Annotated in this window: 16 protein-coding genes; 10 read left to right on the forward strand and 6 right to left on the reverse strand. The window is 73.0% G+C overall.

Going from position 1 to position 17,746, the window contains the following annotated elements; all coding sequences use genetic code 11:
• The first annotated feature begins 113 nt into the window (after positions 1 to 113).
• From ACZ58X_RS25955 to ACZ58X_RS25975, 5 genes are all read left to right on the forward strand, one after another.
• Positions 114 to 1,388, forward strand: a complete 1,275-nt coding sequence (locus tag ACZ58X_RS25955; protein ID WP_470335994.1) for a wax ester/triacylglycerol synthase domain-containing protein — start codon at positions 114 to 116, stop codon at positions 1,386 to 1,388.
• Between the two features lie 5 nt (positions 1,389 to 1,393).
• A complete protein-coding gene (locus tag ACZ58X_RS25960; RefSeq protein ID WP_470335995.1) occupies positions 1,394 to 1,624 on the forward strand; it encodes a hypothetical protein in 231 nt (76 codons plus the stop codon).
• A gap of 61 nt (positions 1,625 to 1,685) precedes the next feature.
• Positions 1,686 to 3,290, forward strand: coding sequence for a prenyltransferase/squalene oxidase repeat-containing protein (locus ACZ58X_RS25965; RefSeq protein WP_470335996.1), 1,605 nt, complete (start codon positions 1,686 to 1,688; stop codon positions 3,288 to 3,290).
• A gap of 38 nt (positions 3,291 to 3,328) precedes the next feature.
• Positions 3,329 to 4,528 (forward strand): cytochrome P450, encoded by a 1,200-nt coding sequence (locus ACZ58X_RS25970; RefSeq protein WP_470335997.1) that lies wholly within the window; start codon positions 3,329 to 3,331, stop codon positions 4,526 to 4,528.
• A 50-nt stretch (positions 4,529 to 4,578) separates the two neighbouring features.
• A complete protein-coding gene (locus tag ACZ58X_RS25975) occupies positions 4,579 to 5,190 on the forward strand; it encodes an HAD family hydrolase (RefSeq protein ID WP_470335998.1) in 612 nt (203 codons plus the stop codon).
• 242 nt (positions 5,191 to 5,432) lie between these two features.
• Here the strand turns inward: ACZ58X_RS25975 and ACZ58X_RS25980 are convergent, their stop codons facing one another.
• Positions 5,433 to 6,707, reverse strand: coding sequence for a hypothetical protein (locus ACZ58X_RS25980; protein WP_470335999.1), 1,275 nt, complete (start codon positions 6,705 to 6,707; stop codon positions 5,433 to 5,435).
• Positions 6,708 to 6,891: 184 nt separating this feature from the next.
• Here ACZ58X_RS25980 and ACZ58X_RS25985 point away from each other — a divergent pair, with 184 nt between their 5' ends.
• On the forward strand, positions 6,892 to 8,355 hold the full coding sequence (locus ACZ58X_RS25985) for an MFS transporter (RefSeq protein ID WP_470336000.1): 1,464 nt from the start codon (positions 6,892 to 6,894) through the stop codon (positions 8,353 to 8,355).
• Positions 8,355 to 8,807, forward strand: a complete 453-nt coding sequence (locus ACZ58X_RS25990; RefSeq protein WP_470336001.1) for a MarR family winged helix-turn-helix transcriptional regulator — start codon at positions 8,355 to 8,357, stop codon at positions 8,805 to 8,807. The genes ACZ58X_RS25985 and ACZ58X_RS25990 overlap by 1 nt, the downstream gene beginning before the upstream one ends.
• A gap of 139 nt (positions 8,808 to 8,946) precedes the next feature.
• Here the strand turns inward: ACZ58X_RS25990 and ACZ58X_RS25995 are convergent, their stop codons facing one another.
• From ACZ58X_RS25995 to ACZ58X_RS26015, 5 genes are all read right to left on the reverse strand, one after another.
• Positions 8,947 to 9,420: a hypothetical protein gene (locus ACZ58X_RS25995; protein WP_470336002.1), complete on the reverse strand. Its 474-nt coding sequence runs from the start codon at positions 9,418 to 9,420 to the stop codon at positions 8,947 to 8,949.
• A gap of 365 nt (positions 9,421 to 9,785) precedes the next feature.
• Positions 9,786 to 10,589, reverse strand: coding sequence for a hypothetical protein (locus tag ACZ58X_RS26000; protein WP_470336003.1), 804 nt, complete (start codon positions 10,587 to 10,589; stop codon positions 9,786 to 9,788).
• Entirely contained in the window at positions 10,586 to 11,116 is a 531-nt protein-coding gene (locus ACZ58X_RS26005) for a SigE family RNA polymerase sigma factor (RefSeq protein WP_470336004.1), read from the reverse strand. The genes ACZ58X_RS26000 and ACZ58X_RS26005 overlap by 4 nt, the downstream gene beginning before the upstream one ends.
• Positions 11,117 to 11,250: 134 nt before the next feature.
• Positions 11,251 to 12,204 (reverse strand): expansin EXLX1 family cellulose-binding protein, encoded by a 954-nt coding sequence (locus ACZ58X_RS26010; protein ID WP_470336005.1) that lies wholly within the window; start codon positions 12,202 to 12,204, stop codon positions 11,251 to 11,253.
• 362 nt (positions 12,205 to 12,566) lie between these two features.
• Positions 12,567 to 15,140, reverse strand: a complete 2,574-nt coding sequence (locus tag ACZ58X_RS26015; protein WP_470336102.1) for an RICIN domain-containing protein — start codon at positions 15,138 to 15,140, stop codon at positions 12,567 to 12,569.
• A gap of 473 nt (positions 15,141 to 15,613) precedes the next feature.
• Between ACZ58X_RS26015 and ACZ58X_RS26020 the strand changes: the two genes are divergently transcribed.
• From ACZ58X_RS26020 to ACZ58X_RS26030, 3 genes are all read left to right on the forward strand, one after another.
• Entirely contained in the window at positions 15,614 to 16,663 is a 1,050-nt protein-coding gene (locus tag ACZ58X_RS26020; RefSeq protein WP_470336006.1) for a LacI family DNA-binding transcriptional regulator, read from the forward strand.
• Positions 16,664 to 16,780: 117 nt separating this feature from the next.
• Positions 16,781 to 17,278, forward strand: a complete 498-nt coding sequence (locus tag ACZ58X_RS26025) for a hypothetical protein (RefSeq protein ID WP_470336007.1) — start codon at positions 16,781 to 16,783, stop codon at positions 17,276 to 17,278.
• 88 nt (positions 17,279 to 17,366) lie between these two features.
• On the forward strand, positions 17,367 to 17,729 hold the full coding sequence (locus ACZ58X_RS26030) for a DUF1304 domain-containing protein (RefSeq protein WP_470336008.1): 363 nt from the start codon (positions 17,367 to 17,369) through the stop codon (positions 17,727 to 17,729).
• Positions 17,730 to 17,746 lie beyond the last annotated feature (17 nt).

Raw genomic sequence — 17,746 nt, forward strand, 5'->3', positions numbered from 1 at the left:
CGTCCTTGCCGACGGCGTCCCGCTCCTGCGCGCATCGACGAATGCGAGCATGACGAACCACATCACGGCGACCACCGACATGCCCGTGGGCCCCACGACCGATCGAGGTGCCAATGACTGCTGCTGCTCGAAGCCACCCGCTCGCGACGATCGATCGGTGCTTCCTCGCCTACGAACTCGACCGGCCGACCGCGTACTTGCAGATCGGTGGTGCCGCGCACATGTCCGGCGCCTCGCCCGGGCTGGCCTTTCTGCGTGAGCATGTGAGCGGCCGCCTGGAGCAGCTTCCCGTCCTGGGTCAACGCATCGCCGGGAGCGGGCCAGGTGCGACCTGGGAGGCCGATCCCGGCTTCGATCTCACCCGCCACGTACGGCAGTTGAGAGTCGTCCCGGGCCCGCGCGCAGCGAGTGGGGCGGTCGACCTCCTGCGTACGCTGCCGCTGCCGGCCGGCGCCCCGCCGTGGGATCTCTGGCTCGTCGACGGCTATGCCGAGGACGAGTACCTGCTGTGCTACCGGGTCCACCACGCCGCACAGGACGGCCTTGCCGCGATTCGCACCATCGCTGCCCTGTTCAGCCCCCGACCACTGGTGACCGCTCCCTCGGCGAGCGGGCCCGTGCGGGGGGTCGGGCGGGTACCGCCGCGCGACATGCTGAGACTGGCTGCCGCCGTGGGAGCCGATCTGCTTCCCACGTCACCGTGGTGGGCGGCGCGCCATCCACGCGGCGGACAGCAGGTCCTGTCGACCGGCCACGTCCCGCGCCGGCTCATGGCAGACGTCGGATCGGCTGTCGGCGGCGGCGTCAACGATGTGTACCTGGCTGCCCTGGCTGCCACCTTGCGAGGCTGGGCACCCGTCGGCCCCGCCCCGGCTCCGCCGCGTCGAGCGTTGCACGCCATGGTCCCGGTCAGCACCCGCGCGCTCGGCGAACCCGGTGCGGCGCGCAACCAGTTCGGCCTGGCGCGCATCCCCCTGCCCTGGCACGAGGCGTCACCGCTACGACGTCTTCAGCAGATCGCGGACCACGACAGTGAAGTGCTCACGGTCCGCGGACGCCGCACGAGCCGTGCGCTGTTCGACCGGCTGGGCCCCAGCGCCATGCTCGGGATGATGAAGCTTCTCAGCAGCCCGTGGTACGCGCCGCTGATCGCCTCCCACGTACCCTTTCCCCACCAGCTGGTCCTGGGGGACAGCGAGGCCGCCGCGCTGATCCCGCACATGCACCTGCCCGACCGCCACCCCCTGTCCGTGTGCCTCTGCACCTATCGGGACACCGCCCGGATCGCCTTCGTCGCGGACCGGGCCCTTCCCGGCGCCGAGCGGCTCGGCCGACTGTGGGCCGAGGAAGTACTGCTGCTCGCTCGTGAGACGGGGGTGACAGCGTGAGGCCGATGACGGTGACGACCGCCGTGCGTACGACCGAGGAGCGGGGGTTGCCGATCGAGAGCCCGGCCCGGCGCCGTGGTGCGACTTTGGGCAGTGGATGGTCGCGGTCGCGCAATCAGGTGCGAATGTCGGTCTTCTTCGGACCAGTTCCGAAGATCCAGAGGCTGCCGGTGGCGGTGTGGGTTTCGCTCGCTCTCAATGGCGTGGTCCTGACAGCCGCCGGTGTGCGGTTGTGAGAGAGCGGCGAGGTCCGGCACGGGCCGGGCCGCGTGGACCGAGGAGAGCGAGGAGCTGACGGTGACGACAAGCGAGATCGAGATGACCGTCCCGGGCGCGGCCCGCGAGCTGGAGCCGATGGCCGACGGGTTCGTGGCCGCCCGAAAGCGGGTGCGGGCGAGCCTGAGCGCGGCCGTCGGCCCGGACGGCGCGGTGCGAAGGCCGTGCACCAGCCGGACGCTGGAGTCGGCGCTGCTGCTCGTGCTGCTGCGCCGGCGCGGCGGCCGTCCGGGCCAGGAGCGGGAACTCGCGGACTACCTGGCCGCCCCGCAGGCGCAGGTGGGCGGGTTCGACACGGCGCTGGCGCAGGCGGTCCTGCACGGCCGGACGGTCGGTACCGATGTGGTCGGTGGCGAGCTGCTGGCCGGGTTCGACCACTTCTCGCTGGCGCGCAAGCGGCTGCTGTTCGACGTGTACCTGGCCGTGGCAGGTGCGGTTCCGTTCGACGCGTCGATGCTGCGCCCGCCCCGCGCGGCGGACCGGGGCGGCGACGGCGGGGACAACACGGTCACCTGGATCGAGATGATCATGCTGAGCGTGCGGGTCCTGGTCGCGCACGGCCTCGGTGCGGGCGCCCGGATCGACGACGGGGAGCGCGAGCGGTTGCTGGAGCTGCTGGGCTCCAGCCGGGCGCCGGTGTGGGAGAACTACACCGCGGCCCACCTGCTGGCGCTGCTGGCCGTCCAGGAGTTCGCCCCCGGCCACCCGTTGGTCGAGACCGGTACGGCGGCAGTGCTGGCGTGCCGCAACCCGGACGGGGGCGTGCCGAGCATGTCGAACCTGGACGTGTTCAGCACCGGCCCCGCAGGGCTGGCACTGGCCCGGGCGGGCGCGGACCGCGAGACGCTGCACCGCATGTGCGACTACCTGATCGGCCGGCAGATGCCGGACGGCGGCTGGGCGTTCGGCGAGGACATGCGGCACAGCGACGTCGACGCCAGCTCCTACGCCGCCGCGTGCCTCGCCGCCGTCGACCCCGTGCGCCACCACGAAGCCCTGCTGCGCGCCGGTCAGTACTTCCGGGGCATCGCCGGGCGCGACGGCGGCTTCCCGACCTACATGCAGGGCGACCCGTCCGAGGTCGGCATGACCGCCGGTGCGGTCAGCGCGCTGGTGTGGAACGGCACCGGCCATGGCGACCTACTGGACGGCGCGGCCCGCTGGCTGCTGGACGCCCAGCACGAGGACGGCACGTTCGAGCGCAGTTGGAGCCTGAGCGAGGCGAACACGATCTGGCGGGCGATGTGGGCGCTGCACTCCATGCCCGAGCCGACCCGCACCACCCTCAAGGCGCGCATCGCCGACGCCGACGCCGCGTCCCACCGGTTCCTCGCCCAGGCGCAGAACGCCGACGGCGGTTGGGGCTACCGGCCCGGCGATGCCAGCGACACCACCAGCACCTGCTACTCGCTGATGGCCCTCGCCGCGATGGGCCGCCGCCCCCAGGACGACGCCGTCGTGCGGGCGGGCCTGGCCCACCTGCTGTCCCGGCAGGATAGCGACGGCGCTTTCACCGCGCTGCCCGACCAGGTCGCACCCCGCCCCCTGCTGTTCGACGCGCCCGTCTTCACCGACACCTGGGTCCTGCTCGCCCTGACCGGCTTCGACGGCGACGAGACGCGGTGACCGGGCGCCCGGCGCCGACGAGCACCGACCGGGCACCGATGCCCCTGCCCGTCGACCGAACCTGCCCGCTGGACCCACCCGCCGAACTCCAGCACCTGCGCGCCGACTTGCCCGTGGCACCGCTGGCCTTCCCCGACGGCCCGCCCGGTTGGCTGGCCACCCGCTACGACGACGTCCGCGCCGCCCTCGCCGACCCCCGGCTCAGCTCGCGCCGCCCCCACCTCAACTCCCACATCCGAGCCAGCCTCATCACCACCGAGGAAATGGCCGCACTACGCCCGAGCGACCTGCTCACCAGCGACCCGCCCGAACACACCCGGCTGCGCCGCCTGGTGAACGGCCAGTTCACCGCCCGCCGCATCAACCTGCTCGCCCCGCGGATCCAGGCCATCGTCGACCAGCACCTCGACGCCCTGGCCGCCGCACCCCGCCCGGCCGACCTGATGACCACCGTCGCCCTGCCCGTCCCCTCCCTGGTGATCAGCGAACTCCTCGGCGTCCCCTACACCGACCGCGACCGGTACCAGCGCCTCACCGCCGAACTGCTCTCCCTCAACCGCACCCGCGACCAACTCCTCGCCAGCAAAGCCGAGATGAAGGACTACCTGCTCCACCTCATCCGCACCAGACGCGCCGAACCCGCCGACGACCTGATCTCCGGCCTCCTCCAGGCCCAGGCTGCCGACACCACGCTGACCGACGACGAGATCGCCGCCCTCGCCCAACTCATCCTCATCGCCGGACACGAGACCACCGCCAACGTCATCGGCCTCGCCGCCCTCCTCCTGCTGCGCCCGCCCCGCCTGTGGGACACCGTGCGCCACCGTCCCGAACTCATCGACGGCGTCATCGAGGAAACCCTGCGCTACGCCACCGTCCTGCAGTTCGGCCTGCTCCGGGTCGCCCGCGAACCCCTCACCCTCGCCGGACAACCCATCCAGGCGGGCGAGCGAGTCGTCCTCCACCTGCCCGCCGCCAACCGTGACCCCGCCCGGTTCACCGACCCCGACGACTTCGTCCCGCAGCGCCCGGACGCCGCCAAGCACCTCAGCTTCGGCCACGGCCCCCACCACTGCATCGGCGACCAACTCGCCCGCATCGAACTGCGCACCCTGCTCACCACCATGCTGCACCGCTTCCCCGACCTGCGACTGGCCACCGATCCGGACGAGATCCCGACCCACACGCGCCGGGTCGTCCACGGCCCTGCCCGCCTCCCCGTGGACTTCACCCCATGACCCGCCACCCGCCCAGCCGGCCACCCCAGCAGGAAGGGACCACATCATCGGTGGCGACCACCGCACCCGAGGACCACTGCGCGGACGGCCCGTATGGCACGTACGCCGTCTACGCCTTCGACTTCGACGGCACCCTCGCCGACACCGCCGACATCAACCACGGCGCGGTACAGGCCTCACTCGCCGCCCACGGCATCACCGTCACCCTCGCCTGGATCACCGCCGAACCCGCCTTCACCGCCGGACAACTGCGCCGACGCCTCGGAATCCCGCCGGCCGCCCTGCCCGAGGACACCTTCGTCCAGGCAGCCCGCGCCTACTGGTTCGAGAACACCGACCGGATCAAACCGATCACCGCGGCCGCCACCGCCGCACGCGCCGCCGCCGAACACGCCGCCCTCGCCGTCGTCTCCGCCAACTACAGCGACATCGTCCACCACGGTCTCACCGTCGTCGGACTCGACGACCTCCCCTGGACCATCGTCGGCCGCGACAACGTGGCCGAGCCCAAACCGGCCCCCGATGCCTACCTGCGCGCCGCCCACCTGCTGGGCACCGAGCCCGCCCGCTGCCTCGCCCACGAGGACAGCGACGAGGGCGTCACCGCCGCCACGGCCGCCGGCATGCACGTCATCGACATCCGGCACCGACCCTGGCGGTGACGCACACAGCCGCCCCCTGCCCGCCGGGACGGCGGGCAGACACAGAAGGACGGCCGCCCCCGCAGGGCGGCCGTTCCGTCGTCCCGGCTGCGCGTGGTGCACACCCCCGGCCGGGGCTCGGTGCGGCGAGGTGGGGCTCTGTGACCCGCAGGGCCCTCGGTCTCGGCGTCGCAGCGAGGCGAGGCCGATCGGGGCCCCGGCCGGTCTGCGGTCAGGGGGTACGGGCTGCGGGGGCGGTGGGGTCAGGCCGTGTAGTGGGCCGTGCGGTAGCCGCCCTCGGCGGTGCGGTCCACGTTCTCGTCCTCCCAGGTGTGGGGGACCTTCAAGCCCCAGCGCTTGCGCAGCGCCTTGTGCTCCTCGCGGTTGCGGGTGACGTACCAGGTGCCCATCCGGCACCAGGCGAGCGGTTCGTCGGCCTCGGTGGCGACGGCCCGCACCAGTTGCTGGGCGAACCGGGCCACCGTCGACTCCAGGTACTGGTTCATCCGGTAGGTGGCCTGGTCGCCGTGCTGGAACATGGCGTAGTCGGAGCCGGGCTGGGTGTGCAGCCGGCCGTGCTCCAGGGCCACCGTGCCGTGCCGGGCCACCGGCTCCTGCTGGGTGTTCCTGGCGATCCCCGCGTTGAGCCGGTTCAGCAGCTTGACCTTCTCCATGGTCGCCTCCGGGATCTGGCCGCCGCCCGTACCGCCCTGGGCGGAGTACACCTCGTGCAGGTCGTAGTCCCCGGTGTAGAGGTACTGCTTCCAGTTCGGATCGGCCTTGAGGGCCGTCAACGCCGGTCCGCCGCCCGCCTGTTGCATGTCGAGCGGGACGTACGGCTCGCCGTTGGCGCCGGTGTGCACGATTCCGGCGGCGAGTGTCGGGGGCGGGTTGTCGATCCGCACGCCGGCCAGGCCCTGGTCGTTCCAGTGGCCGACGAAGCCGCTCAGGTCGTTGGCTTCCAGCCAGGCCAGGATCGTCGCCGGGTCGCCCTGGACCTGTCCCGGGCCGGTCCCGTACTTCTTGCCGACGGAGGCGGGCTTGATCGACTTCTCCAGGATGGTGTGCGGCTTGGCCTTGGCGCCCTCCGCGATCCGCCGGATCGAGAACTCGCCCGTCTCCCGGATGGCGATGGTGTACTTGTGCCGCTTGCAGATCTCCGAGATGGCGTCCAGGTGGTCCTGCCACACGATCTTCCGGAGTTCGCCCGCCCGCCGGCCCGGGGTGACGGTGCGTCCGTCGAAGCTGCCGGCCGCGCACGTGGTCTCCACGGTGTTCTCGTCCAGCATCCGCTGCACCACCGGCCGGCCGCCGCCCCGGCCGTCCGCCGCGCGCTGGAGCGCGCGGGTGGTCGCGGCGTTGCCGACAGTGCGCTGGAGGTCGGCGACGGACTGCGGGGGCACGGCGCCGCCGTGCTGTCCCGTCCGCCCTGCCCGTCCCGCCTGTCCGGCCCGTCCGGTCCGGGGGTCGGCCCGGCGGGTCGTGCCCGGGTCGTGCTGGGCGTGCCCGGCCTGCTCCTGCTGCTTCCTCGCCTGCATGCTGCAACCTCCTCGGTCCCCTTCGTCCCCGTTATATCGGGAGTCGGGGCGTAGGAGGAGACCGCATCCGGACGTGCTCGCCCGGGAGTTGGGCTCCGGGCGCTGATCGCGGGCGGAGTTGCCTCCGGGATAGTTGTGTGAGCACAATGATTACACCAACACAATTAACTCTGGGAGTGACCCCATGCCCGACGCCGCCCGTCCACGGCCCTGGCTCGTGCTGGCCATCTGCTGCATGAGCCTGCTGATGGTCAGTCTCGACGTCACCATCCTGAACGTGGCCCTGCCCGCCATCCGGAGCGACCTGCACACCTCGGTGTCCGGGCTGCAATGGACGGTCGACGCCTACACCCTGGTCCTGGCCAGCCTGCTGATGCTCTCCGGATCGACCGCCGACCGGATCGGGCGGCGCCGGGTCTTCCGGATCGGGCTGGTGGTGTTCGGCGCGGCCTCCCTGCTGTGCAGCCTGGCCCCCGGGCTCGGCTGGCTGATCGTGGCGCGGATGCTCCAGGCAGTCGGCGGCTCGATGCTCAACCCCGTCGCGATGTCGATCATCAGCAACACCTTCACCGACTCCCGCCAGCGCGCCCGGGCGATAGGCGTGTGGGGCGGCGTCGTGGGCATCAGCATGGCCGCCGGGCCGATCCTCGGCGGGGCGCTGGTGGAGTCGGCCGGCTGGCGGGCGATCTTCTGGATCAACGTCCCGATCGCCCTCGCCGCCTTCTTCCTGACGGGCCGGTACGTCCCGGAGTCGCGGGCCGCCCGGCCCCGCCGGGTGGACCCGGTCGGCCAGACCCTGGTCGTCGTACTGCTCGCCGGACTCACGTACGCGATCATCGAGTCGCCGCAGCGCGGCTGGACCTCGCCCGTGGTGCTGGGCTGCACGGCGGCGGCGCTGGCCGCCCTGCTGGGCCTGCTCCGGTACGAGCCCCGGCGCACGGACCCCCTGATCGACCTCCGGTTCTTCCGCTCCGCGCCGTTCGCGGGCGCCACCGTGATCGCGGTCGCCGCCTTCGCCGGTCTCGGCGGCTTCCTGTTCGTCAGCTCCCTCTACCTCCAGGACGTCCGCGGGCTGGAGCCGCTGCACGCCGGGCTGTACATGCTGCCGATGGCCGTCATGGCGCTGGTGACCGGCCCGCTGTCCGGCCGGATGGTGGCCGCGCGAGGCCCGCGGACGCCGCTGCTGCTGGCCGGTGCGGCCCTGAGCGCGAGCGCCGTGATCCAGGCGGTCAGCTACTCCGAGCACCTGTCGACCGGTCTGCTGGTGCTCGCCTTCCTGCTGTTCGGCATCGGCTTCGGCCTGGTCAACGCGCCCATCACCAACACCGCCGTGTCCGGGATGCCCCGCTCCCAGGCCGGGGTGGCGGCGGCCGTCGCCTCCACCAGCCGACAGGTCGGCCAGTCGCTGGGCGTGGCCGTGATCGGCGCCCTGATGGCGGGCGCCGCGCACGCCGACCCCGCGGCCTTCACCGGGACGGCGCGGACGGCGTGGTGGATCATCGCCGGCTGCGGAGCCGTCGTGCTGATCGCCGGTACGCTCACTTCCGGCCGCTGGGCCCGGGCGACGGCCGAGCGCACGGCGGAGCGGCTCGCCGCCGAGGAGGTCGGCGGGGAGAACAGAACGGCGAAGGAGAGGGTGGACGCCTGATGGGGCGCAGTGACACCGGCGGACATCCGGAGGCGGACGAGGTCGACCCCGGGACGGCGGGCCGGGTCTGGCAGGGGATGAGCGCGCTCGTCCTGGAGCGCTACAACCGGCGCAAGGCCGTCGCCGAGGCCCTCGGGATGAGCTTCGGCCGGGTCCGGGCGCTGCGCCGCCTCGCCGGCGGCCCGATCACCCTGCGGGAACTGGCCGAACGGCTGACCGCCGACCCGCCGTACACCACCGTGATCGTCGACGACCTGGTGCGGCGCGGCCTCGCCGAGCGCATCACCAACCCCGCCGACCGGCGCTCCAAGCTCGTCCACCTCACGGAGGAGGGCGAGGCGAAGGCCGCGCTCGCCACCGGCATCCTCACCACCCCGCCGGACGCCCTGCTCGCCCTCCCGCCGGAGGACCTCCGGGCGCTCGACCGGGTGGTGACGAAGCTCCTGGGCTGAGCGCGGTGGCCGGCTCGGGTGGCTTCGCTCTGGGGTGACGGGTGAGCCAGCCGACGACCTGCCGGACCTCTTGGGTGCTGGAGGACAACTTGCAGCCGGGCACCTCTGCCTGGTCCGGATTCGCCACTGAACCCGCCGGTCAAACGGTCGCGGACCCGGCGGGCGGGGTCAGGTCTTCCTCCGGGAAGGCCCAGGCGGGCCTGCGGCCGGGCTCCGGGCCTGCGAGAACCTGAACATCGAACGGGCTCAGGTCGTTCTGGTGGTCTCGGGCGGTGAACCCGGCCGCCGACAGGATCGCGATCACCGCGCCGGCCATCGCGGCCTGGACCGCACCCGACTGCCGGATCGCCGCGGTGACTCCTCGCCGCTGCCAGGCGTCCTCCATCAGGTTGCGCCGCAGTTGGGGGCCGACCCTCCAGGTCACAACCACCTCGGGCTCCGCGTCGGGGAAGATGCGGTTCAGCCAGTCGATATGGACCTCTGCGCCGACAGCCAGCTCGGGTGCCAGATCATTCGCGACCACCGGCAGCCCGGCTGCGGCGAGCTCGTCACGGACCCGCCGGGCCAGCCGCTCGAAGGTGGCCCGCTCGTCCTCATCTGCCGTCTCCTCCATGACCGCAACCTATCCAACCGCTCCGACACGAGGACACGACCCACGGCCACGACTCCGTCGGCCGCCGCACCGGCCCGGCCCCGGCTGGCCGCACCCGCCTCGGCCGTCGTCGCGACCTCCGGCGCCGCGTTCGACGAGGCGATCGAGCCGACCCGCCGTCTGAGGTTGCCTCACATCCGCCGGGCGACGGCCGCCCGGCGCCGCACGGTGATCGCCACCAGTCCACGTCGCGTCCACCAGCCGGAACCAGCGCGGACGCTGTCCGGGCTCGCACGGTCGAGCGGAGCACGGATCCGTCCGGGCCACCCGGGTGGTCGAGGCCGTGGCGGGCGGTGGTGATCAGCAGGTGGCCGCCGTTCAGGCCGTCAGCCCGGCGGGGCGAAGCCTCCCCAGACGGAGGCGGCGCCTCCCGCCGACTGGGCCTCGACGCGGTAGCTGTCGCCGGCGGTCGCGCGCACACCGGTGGCGTGGTTGTACTGCCCGGCGAACTCGTGCTGTCCCGCCGGTACGGTACGGCCGGGCTTGAGGACCCAGCGGTAGAGCAGCGCGCCTCCGGACTCATGGACGGTGACCGTGAAGTCGTCGGGCGACATCGTCCGCCAGTTGCCGGTGTCCCGGACGCCGCCGGTCTGCACGATGCGTAGTTCGACGGTGAGCGAGGTGAGCGGCTGGCCGGTCCTGAGGAGCAGGTCGTTCTCGTTCCAGTAGATGGTGCTGTGCGGGTTGATCGATCCCGCCGACCAGAGCGGGCCGCTCTGGGCCCGGGCGCTCGCCGAGGGGCTCGGGTGCGGGCTGGTCGGGGCGGCGGTGGCCGGGGCGGCGGTGGCCGGGGCCGGGAGCCCGCCGGGAGGGGGAGTCGAGGGCTCCGGTGCCGGCGGGACGGTGGGGGAGGAGGGCGCGGCCGGGGCGACCGTGGGCTCCGACGACAGCGGGGAGTGGGAGAGCTCCGCCATGGCGAGGCTGCCGGTGGCCAGGACGCCGGCGGTGACCAGCCCGGCGAGGGCGGCCCTGGGCCAGGACCTCAGGCCCGACCGGGTGCGGTGACGGACGGCGGGACCGGCCGTGCCGCGCTGGACGCGGGCCAGCATCCTGGCGCGGTCGGGCAGATGGGCCTCGGCCGCCTCGTGCAGCTGCCGGGAGATGTGCTCGTTCACCGGTTCCTCGTTCACCGGTTCCTCCTTCCTGTCGTCAGTTCGCCGACGGCTCGTTCGCCGAGCAGCTGCTTCAACTCGGCCATGGCCTTCGAGGTCTGGCTCTTCACCGTACCGACCGATATGCCCAGCGCCGCCGCGGTGTCCTTCTCCGAGAGGTCGAAGGCGTGCCGCATGACCACGCAGGCCCGCTTGCGGAACGGCAGCCGGGCCAGTGCCGCGCGGACGTCCAGGACCGCCGCGACGTCGGGGCCCGAGGTCTTCTTCGGGCTGCGGGACCAGAACAGCAGGACCCGGCGGCGCTCACGGACCGCGCTGCGGATCCGCTCCCGGGCCATGTTGGCGACCACTCCCCGGGCGTAGGCGAGCGGGTGGTCGGCCGCGCGGAGCCGGTCCCAGCGTTGCCACAGGGCGACCAGGGCGTCCGAGGCCAGGTCGTCAGCCGCGTCCGTCTCGCCGGTCAGCAGATGGGCGAGACGGGCGAGTTCGGCGTAGTGGCGTTCGAAGAAGTGGTGGAACTCCGCGGACGCGTCATCGGGGAGCATGTCCCTCGGTCGCCCTCTCCCTGCAATGTGAACGTTAACAAGAGGCGTGAGCCTACCAGGGGCCCCCGGGGCCGCCGCGTCGCGGTCGTCGCTCCGCAGGGCCGTGACCTGCGGCTGCCGGGCCGGCGGCGCGCTCAATGCCGTGCGAACTGGGCGTGGGCGGACTGCACGACGTCCGGCTGCAACGCGATCCCGTCGACGGTCAGCCGCTCGCCGAAGATGTCGGTGACCCTGATCGATCCGCCGCAGCCGCTGCCGTCGGGGGAGAGGAAGTAGTTGTAGTCGGTGCGGCTCAACCTCCGCCAGCCGCCGCCGGCCTGGACCTCCAGCGCCGCCACCGGGTTCCGGTGACCGATCACCTGGATCCCGCACCACCACTGGCTCGAGCCGGTCTTGTACCGGACGGACATGCTGTCCGGCGCCGCCGGGCTCAGCAGCGTCCAGGTGATCGGGAGGCGGCCCACGGAGAGGTCGGCGAGCTTGCTGAAGGCCTCATGGCTGAGGTCGAGCTGCCCGGGGGCGCAGGGCAGCGGGCACTCGTTGACGATCCGCACCGTGATGCTCGCCCCGCCGGCGGAACGGACCTGCACGTACGCCCCGCATGCGCCGGACGTCTCGTAGTCGGTGTGGTTCATCGCCGCGACCATGAGGTCGGCGGACGGCCCGAACGAGCAGGCGCCGTTGCCGTCGGCCGCGTCGTAGGAGGTCGCCACGCCCTGGTAGCCCGTACCGGGCCTGATCCGCCCGGCCAGTGATGCCGGGCCGGCGGCCGCACGGCCGGCGGCGGTCGCCGACGCGGACGCGGTCGCGGAGGCGGACGGCTTCGGGGAGGAAGAGGCGGAGATGGAGGCGGAGGGCGACGGCGTTCCGGCCGACGGCGACGGCGTCGGCGTCGGGGCGGTGGGGGACGGCTGCGCCTCCGGGGGCGTGACACCGTCAGGGCCGCCGGAGGCGGTCGGCACGCCCTGCCCGGTGGCTGCGACGGCCGCCGCGACGGGCTGCCCCGAGCCGCTCCCGCCGCTCCCGGTGAGCGCGAAGGCCAGGCACACCACCAGCCCGACGGTCACCAGTGCCAACGGAACGCCCATGACCAGCATTCGCCCGCGCCGTGCCCGGGGGACGGCGTGCTTCGTTGCCCTCATGCCCATCCAATTCGGTAGATCGAGTCGACGTTGCACCCGTCAGTGGCCGCCGAGGGCGGAAAGGTTGCCGCCCGGTCGCCGCTTCCCTCGCAGCTCCCCCCGCAGCCCCTGCAGCCCTCCACGGCCCTCGCCGGCCGGGGGGGGGGGGGGGGGGGGGGGAAGGGCGAAGGGCGCCGACGACGATGAGTAGGAGGGGGGGGGGGGGANNNNACGTACCCCCCCCCCCCCCCCCCCCCCCCCCCCCCCCCCCCCCTCCCCCCCCCCCCCCCCCACCCCCCCCCCCCCCCCCCCCCCCCCCCCCGCCACGGTCAGGACGGGTCGCCGTACACCACGCCGCGGCCGTAGCTGCCGAAGTACACGCGGCCGTACACGTCGGGGTCGCCCGTGATGACGTTGATGACCGTCCCGCCGTACTGGTGCTGGTCGTCGTTGATCCGGACCCAGGTCGAGCCGGCGTCGGTGGAGCGGAACAGCCCGCTCACACCCTTGACCGTCCCGCTGAGGTAGAGGGCCTGGTAGGTGGCGCCCGGTGCCGCCTTGCCGAAGCCGAGGCCGCTCGCCCCCTGCACACCGGCGACCTTGGTGAAGCTCGTCCCGCCGTTGGTGGAGTGCAGCAGGCCGTTGTCCTTGCCCGAGATCCACAGGTCGCCCGCGACGCCCGGGACGGCCTTGAGCTGCCCGTAGCCCGCGTTGGTGGCGCGGGCGGTGAAGTGCCTGCCGCCGTCGGTGCTGGCGTAGAGGGTGCCGCCGCTGAGGGCGTAGAAGGTGCCCGCCGCGGAGCGGTCGGCCACCACGGCCGCCTCCTTGGGCAGGCCGGAGACCGCCGTCCAGGACGCGCCGCGGTTGGTCGAGAGGAACGGCACCTGGCCCTCCGGGGTCCACACCACGGTGGCCCCGTCCGCCGAGACGGCGGTGGAGCCGGCGGCCGCGTCGGCCGTCGGCGCCGTCGCGAACGGCGTCCACGTCGCTCCGCCGTCGGTCGAGTAGGCGCCGTGCTGCTCGCCGCCGGAGCCGACCCGCACGGAGAACGACGGCTTGGCCTGGGCGAAGTCGATGCCCGTGGCGGTGGTGAACTTCGGCCTGGTCAACTGCCGGGTCGGGGACTTGGTCAGGTCGTCGTGCCGGAATCCGCTCTGGTCGCCGAGCGCGCTGACCAGCGGGAAGCCGGGCGCCTTGATCAGTCCGTTGGTCGCGGTCTCCTCCACCCCCTTGGGGATGGTCCAGTGGGTGGCGCCCCCGCGGTCCGCCGCGGTCACGTCGGTGCTGCGCCACATGCCCGATCCGGTGCCGTACAGGACGTGTCCGGAGTCGAAGGGGTCGATGGCCAGCGCGCCCATCCAGTGCCCGACGCTGCCGGACCCCACGTAGGGCGCCGCCGAGGCGTCGCGCACGGCGGTCGAGCCCAGCGCCTTCCAGGTCGTGCCGCCGTCGGTCGACCGGTAGAGCTCCTCGTTGGGGTACCAGCGGTTGAGGGTGGTGACCATCACCGTGCCCGCGTGCTCGGCGTCGACCGCGAGACCGGCGAAGCCGTAATGGCCGCTGGACGGCGAGATGTTCTTCCACGCCCCGGTGGACGGCGTGTACTTCCACACCGACCCGGCCGTCACCGGCTGCGGGCCCGGACCGTCGCTGTACGTCAGGTAGAGCGAGCCGTCGCCGGACAGCACGCCGTGGTGCGGCAATTGACCCGTCGGCTGGCCCTGCACGGCCTGCCAGGAGTTGCCGCCGTCGGTGGAGCGGTACAGCGAGGTCGACTTGTCGGCAACGCCGACGTAGACCGTCTTACTGCCCGCCGGGCCGAAGGTCACGAAGGACAGGCCGACCCCGCTGCTCGCGCCGTCCTTGACGGGGAAGGCGCCGACCTGGCTCCACGTCGCACCGAAGTCGGTGCTGCGCCACAGGCCGTTCTTGCGGGTGCCCAGGTAGAGCTTGCTGTGGTCGGAGGGGTCCACCACCAGGCGCTCGCCCATCGACCGGCCGTCCTCGTTGCCGCCCAGCTTGAACGGCAGGTCGGTGCGCTGGAAGGTCCTGCCCTGGTCGGTGGAGCGCAGGATCGAGCCGTTGCCCGCCCAGCTGTTGGTGTACGTGCCGCTCGCCAGGTACAGCCGGTTCGGGTCGACCGGGTCGGTCGCCAGGCTCTCGATGCCCAGCAGGTTCCAGTCACCGCCGCCGATCCAGTCGGTCAGCGAGATCCACTGGCCGGCGGCCGCGTCCCAGCGGTAGGCGCCGCCGATGTCGGTGCGGGCGTAGAGGAGGTCCTTGCGGCTGGGGTTGAAGACGAAGCCGGTGACGAACCCGCCGCCGACGATCTGGGCGTTCTTCCACACGTACGGTCCGGTGGCCTTCGCGCCGTCGGTCGCGGGCATCCTCACCAGCTTCCACTGCTGGTTGGTCCCGCCCCAGTCGGGGTACTGGATGACCGCCGCGCCCTGGGCCGTGGAGGCCGCGGAGACGTCCAGGACCTGGCCGCTCCTGCGGGAGGTGAAGGTGACGGCGTCGGAACCGCTCACATCGTCGATCCGCCACTGCTGGGAGGCGGCGGAACGATCCGTCTGCTGCTCGGCGGTGGCCGTCCGGTCGGTCGAATCCCCCGCTATGCCCAGCACCTTGCCGCTGTTGCGGTTCACCAGCTCGTAGTAGCCGTCCCCGGTGGGCCTCAGCCGCCACTGCTGGTTGGCCGTCGCCTGGTCGGTCCACTGCTGGATACGGGTGCCGTCGGCGGTGGAGAAGGCGTCGACGTCCAGCACCTTGCCGCTGCGCACGGAGACCAGCCGGTAGTAGGCATCGCCGTCGACCGTCGCGGCCTGGGACTCCTCGTGGGTGAACACGAAGTACGACCCGACGGCGACGGGCACGCCGAGCAGCAGAGCGGTCGCGCTCATCGCGCGTCGGCGGTGGCGCCCACGGGCACGCCCTGCGCTGCCGGCCGCCCGGGCGCGCCGACCGCGGCCCTGAGCCGTGGCGTCCGTCTCGTTCATGCGGGTTACTCCTTGCTTCGGCCCCGCTGCCGCACCGCACCCGGTCGTACGGGCGGGCGCGCGGCGGCGGCAGGCGGTGGGATCGGACGAACCGTGGGGTGTTCCGCCCTCGGTGTCGCCCGTCAGTTGCCGCTGTCGTGCGGGAGGTTGCCGCCCGCCAAAAAAGGTTTCGACCGGCCCCGGACATCGACCCGCCGGTGCCGGGGATCGGTGCGAGGGCGGCGACGGGCCGCCCGGGCGACGGAGCGGGAGCCGGTGACGCCCGCAGCGCCCTCGGAGGTGGGCTCGACCGCGCAGCCACCGGCCGTGGAAACCCCCGCCGACGGCCCGTGCGGTGATCGCGCACAATGGCGGTCGTGGAGGAGAGGGAGTCGGTCATGGGTATCGAGAGCCGCCCGGTGACGCTGCGGGTGATCGCCGACCAGCTGGGGCTGGACGTGTCCACCGTCTCCAGGGTCCTGAACGGATCCGAAGGCGACGGGCGGCGGGCCGCCTCGGGAACGACGGCCCGTCGGGTCCGGGACCTGGCTGAGGAGTTGGGCTACCGGCGCGATCCCGCCGCCGTCAGTCTGCGGACCCGGCGCAGCAGTCTGATCGGCGTGGTGTTCGCCCGGCTGTCCGAGATCGTCGTCGCGACCATCTACGAGGGCATCGAGGAGGAGGCCGCCCGGCACGGGTTCGCGGCCTTCGTCACCAACACCCAGGACGATCCGGTCCGCCAGCGCGAGCGGATCGCGATGGTCCTCGGCCGGCGGGTGGACGGCCTCATCATCGGCGACGCGCACCTGGACGGCGCCGCCCTGGCGGACCCGGCGCTCCGGGGCACGCCGCACGTCCTGGTCAACCGCCGTACCGACGGCGGGCTTCCGGCCGTCACCTGTGACGACTACCGGGGAGGGCGCCTGGTCGCCGAGCACTTCCTGCGGCTGGGGCACCGCCGGGTCGGCTGTGTCGCGGGGGAGCCCTTCGCCAGCACCGGCACCGACCGCACCGCCGGCTTCGTCGACCGGTACGCGGAGGCCGGTCTGCCGGTGCCGCCCGAACTGGTGCGACACTGCGCCTTCGACACCGCAGGCGGCCGCGAGGCGGCGACCGCCCTGCTGGCCGCCGACGGCCGCCCGACGGCGCTGTTCGCCGTCAACGACCTGGCCGCCATCGGGGTCCTGGGAGCGGCCCGGGACCTCGGCAGGCACCCGGGGCGGGACCTCGCCCTGGCGGGCTTCAACGACACCCCGGTCGCCGCCGAGCTGCCGGTCGCACTGACCACGGTCCGCTCGCCGATGGCGGAGCAGGGCCGGGTGGCGGTGCGGGAGCTGCTGCGCCGGATCGGCGGCGCGCCCGCCCGCTCCCGGCGGCTCGCGCCCGAGCTGGTGGAGCGGGCCTCCAGCGGAATGGCTGTCGGGCCGTCACTTCTTCGGTCCAGCTGAGGAGTTCCGGCCTCTGGCGCCGTCGGTCGAACCTGCCTATCATCCAACCCAAACGATTGGGCCAAACGTTTGGGTTAGGGGGAAGCCATGTCGCAAGCGGTGCCCAGGGGTGGCTCTGTGAGCGTTCACCAGATCCGCCGTTACGTTCCGCTGGCGGTCTGGAAGTGGGCCTTCATCGCCCTGGTCCTGCTCTTCTGGTTGCTGATGTACCACGGCATCCTGTGGCAGGGACTGGTGTTCGACGCGGGCGTGCTGGGCGGCCTGGTGATCATCGGTCAGCTCCCGCCGAGCGTGGGCCTGCGGACCGTCGAGGTGCGCCCGGAGGGCCTGCGGCTGCGCTTCGCCCGCACGCCGGAGCCGATGCTGCTCGGCTGGGCCGACATCCTGGACGTCAGCTACCGCCCCGGCTACGCGGAGACCGACCGCAGCGGCGGCCGGGAGGTGTCGACGTTCCACCATCCGACCGTCGCCCTGCTGGTCCGTGGGAGGGAGGAGCCACTGGTCCTGGTGCACGTCCGTCGGTCCAAGCGGCTGGCGCTGCTGATCGCCTCCCACGCGGCCCGGGCGCGCGCCCGGGCCGCCGGGCTGGAGCGCCGGGACGGCGAGGGGGTCTGACCGGCGCGGCGATGCTGTACTCGGCGATTGAACAAGAGGCTGAACAAAATGCCGGGTGAGCTCGTCGGTGCCGCGTACTCTGCCCGGTATGTCAACACCTGCCGTGATCGCGGTCGTCGCGCTCGCTCTCCTGCACGTCTACATCCTGGTCCTGGAGATGTTCCTCTGGACCACGCCCCGTGCCCGGGAGGCCTTCGGCACGTCGGCGGAGTTCGCCGTCTCGACCAAGGCGATGGCCGCCAACCAGGGCCTGTACAACGGATTCCTGGCGGCCGGGCTGCTCTGGGGCGCCTTCGCCTCCGACCCGGTCGGATTCCGGGTGCGGGTCTTCTTCACCGCCTGCGTGGCCGTCGCCGGCCTGTTCGGCGCCGTGACGTCCTCCCGGAAGATCCTCTTCGTGCAGACCGTGCCGGCCCTGGTCGTGCTGGCCCTGGTGCTCCTGGCCCACTGAGTCCGCGCCGTGGCCCG

This window comes from Kitasatospora sp. NPDC040550 (assembly GCF_055594965.1).